This window comes from Adlercreutzia sp. ZJ154 (assembly GCF_011039055.1).
Classification (GTDB): Bacteria; Actinomycetota; Coriobacteriia; order Coriobacteriales; family Eggerthellaceae; genus Adlercreutzia_A.
Window position 1 is genome coordinate 14,555 of the sequence record NZ_JAAKEF010000016.1, and the last position, 11,349, is coordinate 25,903.

At 39.4% G+C, this 11,349-nt stretch carries 9 protein-coding genes; 6 read left to right on the top strand and 3 right to left on the bottom strand.

Annotation, left to right across the window (positions count from 1 at the left end):
* Nucleotides 1-34 precede the first annotated feature (34 nt).
* Nucleotides 35-688, bottom strand: a complete 654-nt coding sequence (rsmG, locus tag G7Y37_RS06900) for a 16S rRNA (guanine(527)-N(7))-methyltransferase RsmG (protein WP_165062738.1) — start codon at nt 686-688, stop codon at nt 35-37.
* Between the two features lie 243 nt (nt 689-931).
* Here rsmG and G7Y37_RS06905 point away from each other — a divergent pair, with 243 nt between their 5' ends.
* The 3 genes from G7Y37_RS06905 to G7Y37_RS06915 all read left to right on the top strand — a co-directional run bounded on the left by G7Y37_RS06905 (nt 932) and on the right by G7Y37_RS06915 (nt 3,465).
* A complete protein-coding gene (locus G7Y37_RS06905; protein ID WP_165062739.1) occupies nt 932-1,333 on the top strand; it encodes an endonuclease domain-containing protein in 402 nt (133 codons plus the stop codon).
* 121 nt (nt 1,334-1,454) lie between these two features.
* Complete coding sequence (locus tag G7Y37_RS06910) at nt 1,455-2,399, top strand: ParA family protein (RefSeq protein WP_165062740.1); 945 nt, start codon at nt 1,455-1,457, stop codon at nt 2,397-2,399.
* Nucleotides 2,392-3,465: a ParB/RepB/Spo0J family partition protein gene (locus G7Y37_RS06915; RefSeq protein WP_241156051.1), complete on the top strand. Its 1,074-nt coding sequence runs from the start codon at nt 2,392-2,394 to the stop codon at nt 3,463-3,465. Before G7Y37_RS06910 ends, G7Y37_RS06915 begins: the two co-directional genes overlap by 8 nt.
* Nucleotides 3,466-3,554: 89 nt before the next feature.
* On the opposite strand, the gene rlmN is transcribed toward G7Y37_RS06915, so the two are convergent.
* Entirely contained in the window at nt 3,555-4,658 is a 1,104-nt protein-coding gene (gene rlmN / locus G7Y37_RS06920; RefSeq protein ID WP_165062741.1) for a 23S rRNA (adenine(2503)-C(2))-methyltransferase RlmN, read from the bottom strand.
* A gap of 209 nt (nt 4,659-4,867) precedes the next feature.
* On the opposite strand from rlmN, the gene G7Y37_RS06925 reads away from it, so the two are divergent.
* Entirely contained in the window at nt 4,868-5,833 is a 966-nt protein-coding gene (locus G7Y37_RS06925) for a D-alanine--D-alanine ligase (protein ID WP_165062742.1), read from the top strand.
* A 240-nt stretch (nt 5,834-6,073) separates the two neighbouring features.
* Here G7Y37_RS06925 and G7Y37_RS06930 read toward each other — a convergent pair whose 3' ends face one another.
* Nucleotides 6,074-6,715 (bottom strand): hypothetical protein, encoded by a 642-nt coding sequence (locus G7Y37_RS06930; RefSeq protein ID WP_165062743.1) that lies wholly within the window; start codon nt 6,713-6,715, stop codon nt 6,074-6,076.
* A gap of 151 nt (nt 6,716-6,866) precedes the next feature.
* On the opposite strand from G7Y37_RS06930, the gene G7Y37_RS06935 reads away from it, so the two are divergent.
* Both G7Y37_RS06935 and G7Y37_RS06940 read left to right on the top strand, forming a co-directional pair.
* Nucleotides 6,867-9,965, top strand: coding sequence for a helicase C-terminal domain-containing protein (locus G7Y37_RS06935; protein ID WP_165062744.1), 3,099 nt, complete (start codon nt 6,867-6,869; stop codon nt 9,963-9,965).
* A gap of 29 nt (nt 9,966-9,994) precedes the next feature.
* Nucleotides 9,995-11,281, top strand: a complete 1,287-nt coding sequence (locus tag G7Y37_RS06940) for a hypothetical protein (protein ID WP_165062745.1) — start codon at nt 9,995-9,997, stop codon at nt 11,279-11,281.
* The last annotated feature ends 68 nt before the right edge of the window (nt 11,282-11,349 follow it).

Sequence of the window (11,349 nt, forward strand, 5' to 3'; positions counted from 1 at the left end):
CTATCAAAGTTAATTGTTTCACGTGAAACAATTTTTACTTAGAAATTAAAGGCTTTTTTTGAGCTAACCCTACACGTCTTGGTAATTGAATTGATGGTTGTGTAACTTTTTCGAACACTATACATTCTCTGTAAGTTTTGTCATCGCTTAAAATATAACTTCTTTTTGATAAAAAACTCATTCCTGTTTCTTTCTTAATCTGTTTTGCTGCTTTTAACTCTTCATCTGTATGCGATTTAAGACAAATAAGTCTTCCACCTATCTTTAAAAGAGGAGAAGCTAACTCTAAAAGAGATGATAAATTAGAAAGGGCTCTTGCAGTTAATACAGAAAATTCTTCCTTCTTTTCTAATGACAATTCTTCTATACGTTGATCACATACTGAAATATGTTCAGATAAACCTAAATCAGTTAGTATTTGATTTATTGCTGCCATTTTCTTTTTTACTGAATCTATAAGGATTGTATTTCTTCCAGAAACTACTCCAAGAGGAACTCCCGGGAATCCGCCACCTGAACCCATATCTCCATATAAACCTTTAGGTGCTTCATTCAGTTCCTTTATAACAGCAAGAGAATCTTCTATATGAAGAAGTTTTGCTTCTTCAAAATTTCTTATATTCGTTAAATTAATTTTATTATTTATCAACAATACAGATCTTAAATATTGTTCAATTAAATCATTCATTTATATCTCCATATGTTTCACGTGAAACATTTTTAAGTATAAGTAAAACGATTTTACCTTATGAATAGATTCTTGTTAGATTTCTGTAAGTTTTATGCAAGGTTTTTAATGAATTAATACAAGATTTTTGTTAGATTCATGCAAGGTTTTTGCAAGGTCTAAACAAGATTTTTATGTTGAACCGTATTATATTTCTGTAAGGTTTGATTGCTACACTTTATATATCTGAGAGAAAGGATATATATGTGTAGTTCACATCGTCACATTATGGCTGAACGAGCCAAAGAATTACGGAATAATATGACATGGGCAGAAAAGAAATTATGGTACAAATTCCTTAGAGAGTATGAACCAAGATTTTGTGCACAAAAAGTTGTAGGAAATTATATTCTTGATTTTTACTGCAATAAAGTTAGATTATGTATAGAATTGGATGGAGATTCTCATTACAACACTCGCGCCATTAGATATGATGAAATTAGAACTTTATATCTAGAAATGGAAGAAATAGAAGTTCTACGTTTTACTAATACAGATATAAAGGAATCGTTTGAAGGGGTTTGCGTAACTATAGATCAGGCGGTTAAGAGAAGGCGTAATGATTTATCAAATACGTTATTTGCGGCCTTACGCTCCAAACATTAAAAAATTGTTTCACGTGAAACAATTATATAGCTCTAATAACTCTAATAAATGTTTCACGTGAAACATTTATTAGAGTTACGTTTGATATACTCGTTAGAAACAGCCTTGAAGGGAGTTTTATATGGGGTTGCTTGATGGTCGTAAACGCAGTAGTTCTAAGTCAAACTCAGTAGAAGAAATTACAGATCCTATTGAAGATGTCGAAGTGGTTATTCGTGATATAACTCATCCACAGGAAGATATTTCTTCTCATCGTGAAATTAAGTCATATAAAGAAAAAAATCCTGTTAAAAGAGTTGTTGGACAGACAAAAATTATAGCAATCATTAATCAAAAAGGCGGAGTTGGTAAATCTACTACTGCGGTTAATTTGGCTGCTGCCCTCGGTGAACTAGGGAAACAGGTTTTACTTGTAGATTTAGACCCACAAGGGAATTCGTCTAGTGGTTTAGGAATTGAAAAATCTCTTGTTGATAGATGCATATATGATGTTATTCTTGCAGACTGTCCAATAGAAGACGTAATTATTCCAGATATATGTCATGGTTTAGATGTTGTTCCTGCCACTATTAACCTTGCTGGTGCTGAAGTTGAGTTAGTATCGGAAATGGCGCGGGAAAATAGACTTAAAGATGCTGTAGGTACTATGCGCGGCAAATATGATTTTATTTTGATAGACTGTCCCCCATCTTTAGGGCTTCTCACAGTAAATGCTTTAGTTGCTGCAGATAAACTACTTATTCCCATTCAATGTGAATTTTATGCATTGGAGGGTGTGACAAAACTTCTTGAATCAATGAAACGTGTCAAATCGCGTCTGAATCCAACTTTAGATATTTATGGTGTTTTATTAACTATGTATGACAGCCGTACCACTTTATCTAATCAAGTTGTAGATGAAGTTAAAGGGTATTTCGGAAGAATAGTTTTTAATACTGTTATTCCTAGAACGGTAAAATTGTCAGAGGCACCATCATTTGGACAACCTATAACTGAGTATGACCCTCGTGGAAAAGGTGCAATTGCTTATATGGAACTTGCTAAGGAAGTGATAGAACGTGGCTAAACCAGTGAGAAGTGGATTAGGTAGGGGATTAAGTTCTTTAATGGGTGGTCCCGTAGAACAGCCCCAAGAACGCACTACAAAACGCGATCAAGTTGAATATGAGGAAGATTTTGACTACGCGAATGTTTCACGTGAAACATCTACGAGTACATCTATGAAAAATTCTCAAGTTGAAATTATTAAAGAAAGCGTTAGAGAAGATAAAGTAGAGCCCAACTCATATCTGAATAAAAGTAGCGAAATTCTTTCAGAAAAAGAATTACTAGCTGCTGTTAAGAAAAGAATGGATGAAATACCTGTTAGTGATATATCTCCAAATCCAGATCAGCCACGAACTAATTTTAAACAAGATGAATTAGAAGAATTAGCTAAATCTATTAAACAGGACGGATTGTTACAACCTATTCTTGTAAGACCAATAGGTAATAATAAATATCAAATTATTGCTGGGGAACGCCGTTGGCAAGCGTGTAAATTAGCCGGTATAGATAAAGTACCTGTTCGTATCAAAGAAGTGGATGACGATAGAGCACTTGAATTAGCTTTGGTCGAAAATGTACAGCGTTCAGATTTGAATCCGATTGAAGAGGCTTATGGATATAAGCGCCTTATGGATAGAAAAAAGATGACACAGGCTGATATAGCTCAATCAATGTCAAAAGGGCGTTCGACGGTTGCAAATGCTTTGAGATTATTAGAGCTACCAGAAGACGCACAGCAACTTTTATTTGAGGACAAAATTACAGCTGGTCATGCACGAGCTATCTTATCTATTCAGTCAAAAGAGGGTCGTGAAAAGCTAACTGAAAAGTTAAAAGAGAAAAAACTTACTGTTAGAGAAACGGAATCTTTAGCTAGACTTATGTCGTTAAAACCCGGCGAAAGAGCGAGAGAAAAAGATGTATTACCTCAAACTTTCAAGACAGTTGCTAAGGCTCTAAAAGATGTTTTAAAAACACCTGTTAAGGTTAAATCTTCTAATGGTAAGAACAAAATAGAGATTGAATTTAAAGATGAAACTGATTTAAAAAGACTATTTGAAGAATTGATAGCTACTGTTTCTTAATATTTAAAAAGCCATCAAAAGATGGCTTTTTAATAAGAGACAATATATAAGACTAAAATGTTTCACGTGAAACATTTTAGTTGCTTACTTTAGATACGATTACGTTTTAATTGTCCACATGCTCCAGAAATATCAGAGCCTTTAGAATTACGTATAGTTGCCGAAATATGATTCAATTCCAATTCTTTAATCCATGTTTGAATAATTTTCATTGGAGAGCGTTTTAGGTCCGCATTAATTGCATTAAGAGGAATTAAATTTACGTGGCAAAGTAATCCTTCACAGAAATTTATAAGATTTAAAAGATCTTCTTTGCCATCATTTAATCCGTTAATCATTAAATACTCAAATGTTACACGGCGATTTTTTATATCAATATAGTTTTGGATAGAATTTTTTAATTTAGATAATGGTTGATTTTTCATTGACGGCATAAGTAGATCACGCTTAGATTGTATTGCTGAATGAAGTGATATAGCTAATGTAAACTGTTCAGGTTCTTCAGCAAATTTATTAATACCATCAAGAATCCCACAAGTTGAAACTGTAATATGTCGTGCGCCAATAAGGAAACCTTTATCAGTATTTAAACGGCGTAATGCTATAAGTAATTCGTCATAATTGAGAAAAGGTTCTCCTTGTCCCATTGCAACTACATTACTAATACGTTGATTAAAATCTTTATGTACAAAGGTAACTTGATCAATAATTTCTTGAGCTTTTAAATTACGAGAAAAACCTTCTTTACCAGTTGCGCAAAAAATACATCCCACAGGGCATCCTATTTGTGTAGAAAAACAAACAGTAAGTCGTTTATTAAAATTTTGTTGGGTGATGCTTTGATCAGCCAATTCTTCTTGGGTGTTAAAAGATTCAAATTGATCAATAGAAACATCATTTGAAGAAGTTGAAGGGATTCCAACAGTCTCTGTAACTAATCCATCCGATAATTGAAGTAGATATTTTCGCGTTCCATCTTCAGATTGAAGACATTCTATGACTTCGGTTTTGGAGAGTGGAAAAATTTGAGAAAGTTGCTCCCTTAAAGCTTTTGGAAGATTTGTCATTTCGTCATAAGAAGAAACATTATGAGTATGTAACCATTCATAAATTTGTTTTGCGCGGTATTTTGGTAAACGCAATTGTGTAAGCGTTTCTTCAAGCTCTTCTAAACTGTAAGAATAAATATCCATAAGTTCATTATACAAAAATGTTTCACGTGAAACATTTAATATTGCTTTTATAAATTAATTTGGTTAATACAGAATTGTGAGAGTTGCCTAATTTGTTTCACGTGAAACAAAAAGTTAATTAAATTGTGTTCAGATAAGCGATTAGGCTTTGTTATACTTCCACCCAAATGTATAACCCAAATGTATAAGTGATGTTGAAAGTAGAACAAATGTATGATATAATTAACCCAGAAAATATAAGAGTTGCTTTATTAGCGGGCGGAAATAGCAGCGAACGCGAAATATCTTTAGCATCTGGTGATGGAGCTCAAAAAGCATTAGAAGATGCGAATTTTAATGTAGAGCGATTAGATCCAGCTCGGAAGGAAGATCTAAAGCGTTTAATAGACGGGGGTTTTGATGTAGCGTTTTTGTGTCTTCACGGTCGTGGTGGTGAAGATGGTGCGTTGCAGGGATTTTTGGAGACTGTTGGACTCCCTTATACGGGGTCTGGCGTTTTGGCTAGTGCGGCGTGTATGGATAAAACAGTAGCAAAGCTATTTTATAAAGATGCAGGAATTCCCACACCGCAATGTGCTGTTATAAAGAGGGCTGATGGGTTTGATATAAAAGAAGTATTACAGAAGGTTAGTGGTTGTAATGAAAATGGATGCAAATGTGTGATAAAAGCGGCTTCAGAAGGCAGCTCTGTTGGGGTATATATCGAAGAAGGAGCTACTGCTATTGAGAATGCGATAAATAATGCATTTGAATATGACGATACAGTATTAGTAGAGCGCTATATCAATGGAACTGAATTAACAGTAGTAGTTCTTGGCGATAAAGATTTAAAGGCGCTGCCCATTATAGAAATTGTGCCAAAAAATGAATCGTACGATTTTGAAGCAAAGTATGCACTCGGTGGGTCGGAACATATTTGCCCAGCTAGGATAGACGAAGATATAACTAAAACCATTCAGCGTTTTGCGATGTGTGCGCATAAGGTGTTGGGGTGTAGTGGGGTTTCTAGGACCGATTTTATATTGGACAAAAATGGACAACCATGGGCGTTGGAAACAAATACGCTACCCGGAATGACGCAAACATCTTTATTACCGGATGCAGCTAAAACGGTGGGTATTTCTTTTCCAGAGCTGTGTACCGGGTTTATAAGAGATGCTTTAAACCGTGCATAAAGCATGTTAAGTTTGAACCATCCGTTTTAGGTTAGGTATAAAAATACATCCGGCGTCGAAAAGTGCGACTTATTAGAACGACCCATTATATTCGGTGCAGAAAAAGCACGCTGCATTAAAAAGCACGCTGCATTAAGCTGGGCGTTGAGAATGTGTACTTCATTAGGTTAGGCGTTGATAAAAAAGCGCTGTATCAAGCTATATGCTGAGAAAGTGCGCCTTATTAAGCCAAGCACTAAATTACGCACTAAAAAAGCACGACTTGAGCCCAAAAATAAGTACAGTAACTAAAGCTAATAGGAAAACCCAGCTAACTACAAAACATCCTTTGTTTCCAGTACGTCCCGTTTCTATTAGCTTATCTGTGATAGATCGACGGCTCTTTACAATGGCGGTACCCTTTGTTTTTTCAGGCATACTAATTGTTTGGGTGGGAAGCCATTCGCCATTACTTTCAATAATGCGAGCAATAGCATCATTTCCAAGGTTTACAGCTATACGTGTTCCATCAGCCATCATTTTGGAAACGTGTTTTATAAATTGCCCAAACGCATCTTCGCAAGATTTTGCGTAACATATAATTGCTACTTGTCCCCAATAATGACCCTCGTCAGGATGATCTGTAAACGCAACAAAAGATAAAACTGCGCGAGTTTCCATTTCTCGTGCAGCTGCAAGGCTAATTTCGCGTGAAACCGACGGATCAAGCATGCCAATACGCTTACTAAATCTATTAACAAGCCATGCGCAATGTTTTCCGCCATCTAATTCACAAACAATATCAAGCACATCACCAATCATATTGTCGGCGCCTAACAATTGCCCAGCATCTTTTTTCGATATAGTCTGAAAGTCAGCGTATTTGCCGAAGTAGTCGCTCAAATTCGCTCCGTTCTATAATGGTTAGGAATGCGGTTCATATTAGAATAGCATGCACATAGAAAACGCAGCAGTAAAACATAATAAACAGGCGCATTGTATGCCGCATAGTGTATCAGTCTGTATTAAACACAAAAGGTAGGAAAATGCCAACATGCCTCATAAAATAGCGAAATTCATATTAGACGGCACGTCCCCCGCAATTATAGAGCGCTATGCATCGCTTATAGCAAATGCTGAAAATGCTGACTATGGCGAATTCGATCGCAATATAGTCGTTATAGATACGGAAACTACTGGGATTTCGTTGCGTAAAGACGAATTAACCCAAATAGCCGCCGCCCGTATTGAACACGGCATAATAACAGATTGGTATATAACCTTTGTTAATCCGGGCATGCCAATACCTGACGAAGTAGCACATCTTACAAATATTCACGACAGTGATGTGGAAGGCGCTCCTGACCCGCAAACAGCTTTAGCTGGATTAGTGGAATTTGTAGGGGATGCGAAACTTGTTGCTCATAACGCTGCATTTGATCGCAGTTTTACAACAAAACATCCAGCGGGATACCCTTTGCTTGAAAATATTTGGATTGATTCGTTGGAACTGGCGCGCATAGCGCTGCCGCGCATGAAATCACATCGATTGATAGACCTTGTACGTGCATTTGATGCTCCACTGTCTACTCATCGTGCTGATGAAGATGTTGCAGCAACATGTGCGCTATATCGACTACTGTTGGCAGCGGTAGAAGCCATGCCCGCATCGCTTGTTCGAGAAATCGCTCAACTAGCGCCGCCTACAGAATGGCCAACAGGTATTGTTTTTGCTTATTTTGCGAACAAGGCACAAAAGAACAATTTGCAAAATGAAAATACGCCCAGTCCAGCTAATTCAACCACCCTTAATATAGGTGAAGCCAACGACGAATCGCCGCATATCGAACCATTTTCGCTCAAACAAGAACGCCAGAATGTGGCACGGAAAATGGGTAAAGCTAAAAACGATGCGGCAACAATGATATCGGCAGAATTGGCGCAACGAGCAGGCATAAACGTACCAGAGGTTTTGGAATTTCCCACTAAAAACGAAATAGACGAAGCGTTCTCTGAAACCGGCATTATTGGTACTATTTTTGAAGACTACCACCAAAGAGATGAACAATTGCAAATGGCGCAAGCTGTGCGAACGGCGTTTGCTACTTCTGATAATTTAGTGGTAGAAGCTGGTACTGGTGTTGGTAAATCTATGGCATATTTGGTGCCAGCAGCGCTTACTGCTTTACAAAACAACATAAATGTTGGAATTGCCACAAAAAGTAATGCTCTTTTGGATCAGCTGATTTATCACGAACTGCCTGCCCTTTCTGAATCGTTGCAAAAAACCACTGGAAAAACTCTGACATATGCCCCGTTAAAAGGCTTTACTCATTATCCGTGTTTGAGAAAGGTTGAACGCATTATGCGCGAAGGGGCGCGCATGGTAGCCGTGCAGGGTGAAGAACATACGCAGGCTCCAGCCATAGCGGCGCTGCTTTCATTTATTCAGCAAACTGAATACGATGACATGGATTCTTTGAAAATAGATTATCGCCTGTTGCCACGGCGCACCATAACCACAACAAGTCACGATTGCATGCGTCGAAAATGCCCATTTTTTGGTGCGGCGTGTTTTGTGCACGGTCAACGCCGTAAAGCGGAAGCATCCGATATAGTAGTAACAAATCATAGCCTATTCTTTTGCGACATAGCAGCAGACCACGGATTATTGCCTCCAATACGATATTGGGTAATAGATGAGGCTCATAGTGCCGAAATGGAAGCCCGCCGGGCTTTGTCGTTGGAATTGGCGGTAGACGCGCTCAACAATTTAGCAGCTAGGGTGTCGGCTGAAGAAAGCGCACGCAATGTGTTTGTTCGAGCAGAGCGCAACGTAATAGGTCCTGCCAGCACAGGCGAAAATATGTCGGCTACAGTTGCTGCGGAAGCATCGCAAGCCGATTTCGGCACTTTGTTTTATGCGCTAACTTCAAAAGCGAAGGATGCTGGCAGAAAATTCTCGCAAGCGGAAAGTGAATTTGCTTCCCATGTTCGCGACCTTCTTTATTTTGACACACAGAAAAAATCTAGCTATGAATACGTTGACTTGTGGATTAATGAAGAAATGCGCCGCAGCGAAGTGTTTCAGAGCTTAATTGCAATGGCTCAAATTTTGATTGACGCTTCCGAAAAACTTGTAAATGTATGCCAAGAGCTTGTTGGTTATATGGAAGATGCACAAGGTGCTGCTGTGGTACAGCGCGAAATTGCATCTGTTGCTTATGAATTAAAAGATGTCATAACTGCAGCTGATGCTATTTTCGTGCATCCATCGGAAATATATGTGTATTCAGCCAATTTAGCAAGAAAGCACGATCGCGGCGGCAGCACTATAACGGCACAGCTATATAACGTAGGCGCTAAATTAGACGAAACCCTTTATGTAGACACACATTCTGTGGTTTTTACATCTGCCACACTTACTGTTGCTGATTCTTTCAGACCTTTTATGGAAGCGATGGGTCTAAACACTTCTCCTCAGTCGCAGGCAAAAACATTGGCTCTAGGCTCTACATACGACTTCGATTCAAACATGACAATATATGTACCCAACGATTTGCCTGACCCTACAGCTACAGCGTACATTCCGCAATTGTGCGAATTGTTAAAGGAATTGCATGTGGCGCAGGGCGGCTCAATGCTTACTCTTTTTACTAATCGCAAGGAAATGGATACTTGTTTTGCGGAAGTGGCTCCACATTTAAAAACCGCAGATTTGCGCTTAGTTTGTCAGCGCTGGGGGGTTTCAGTAAAAGGCTTGCGCGACGACTTTCTCTCCGATGAAACACTTTCGCTTTTTGCGCTTAAAAGTTTCTGGGAAGGCTTCGATGCGCCCGGCTCTACACTACGCGGTGTTGTTTTGCCCAAACTTCCTTTTTCGAAACCAAGCGACCCGCTTTCATGTGAACGCAGCGCCCGCGACGATGCGGCTTGGCGAAAATGGGTGCTGCCTCAGGCGGTATTAGAAGTAAAACAGGCTGTAGGTAGGCTAATTCGAAAAGCTGAAGATGAAGGAATAGTGGTATTGGCTGATACGCGTCTGCTGTCAAAAGGTTACGGGAAAGTGTTCCTAAAATCGATGCCAAGTTGCGACGTTCGTATAATGCCAACCGCAGAAATAATTAAGGAAATAGCGGTGCGGAATCGCTAAGATATGCGGAAAGACTAAGTCGCGAAGACATGTTTGGTAATAGAAAAAAGTCAGGTGATGTAGGGCATATCAAGCCTAGTACCCAAGGTACATCGAACGAAATATCGTTCAGTGTTTTGCATGCAAAAAGTAATGCTGCTGCGCAAGATCAGGGCTCTCCTGCACGTCCGGCTTGGGAACTTCCGCAAGAAGAGTTAAACGCACGTCGTACAAAACGACGTCGCGGCAGGCGGCTTATGGCAGCAGCAATAACATTGGCTGTGGCTGCGATAGTGGTCGTTGTGGCTTCTATTGTTGTGGTAAACGTGCAGCGCCAGTTAGATCATGTGGCATATACGAAGTCTGTTCTTCAAAAAGTTCTGGACGAATGCGACCAGCTACAGCCGTTTAACGATTCAATTAACGATGCTTTGGTGCAAAACATTGGCACTAAGTCATATTCCGACCTTGAGTCAAACTATAAAACCGCGCAGACGCAATCAAGCCAACACGACAAACGCCTTCACGATCTAAAATCTGAAATAGAAGATGCGCAACAATATCTAACGCTTCCTGCAGACAAAGAAGCCGCCAATCAGGGGTTAGCGGCTATAAATGCGCAGCTCAATTTAATACAAATGGCTGCAAGCGACATGGAGTTTGCGCTGCCAGCCCAAAAGGCTTATTCAGATGCGGAAAGTGCCGTAGGCGATATTCTTCATGCGAACGATTTGGCAAGAGAAGCTACTGAGCTAACATCAAATATAAATGCCGAAAACGCGGCTGCGTCGAAAGCAAAGTCGGAAGAATGTCTAGCAGCTTTACAGACAGCTAGTGAAAAATTAAATTCCGTGCAAAATGAAGTGTTAACGCTGTCGAATGCGGTAGAGTCAACCGATTCTCAATCATCAACGGGGTCTTCCGAAGATGAAAACAAACAGCAACCCGAAGCGTCAGCTGAGGATAAAAGTGAGCAGCAACCCGAAGCATTAACTGATAACCAAAACGAACAACAGCCCGAAACACCAGCCGATCCCGATGCGGTTGTTTCGACATATATAGAATATGTCAATTTGCGCATTAAAGCTCAGGAGTCTGCCATAGCCTCTATGCAGGCTTATATCGATCGTGACAAAACCACTCTTCAGCAAGCTAACGACACATATAATCAATTGGAAACCCAAGCAGCATCGCTAATGGCTGAGCAAACCTTGTTGCCGTCGGACGATGTATCGGCGGCTTTTAACAAAGCGCGAACCCCATATGTTGACCAATGGAACTCTGAACTAGCGCGCGTAACGGTGGCATGTTCTGCCATTCGCGATTATCTATCATAAATTTGGGTTCATTTTAGTGTTAGCGTATACTGTGTGGTAATTGTGTCCAAACGTAGGATACAACGCTA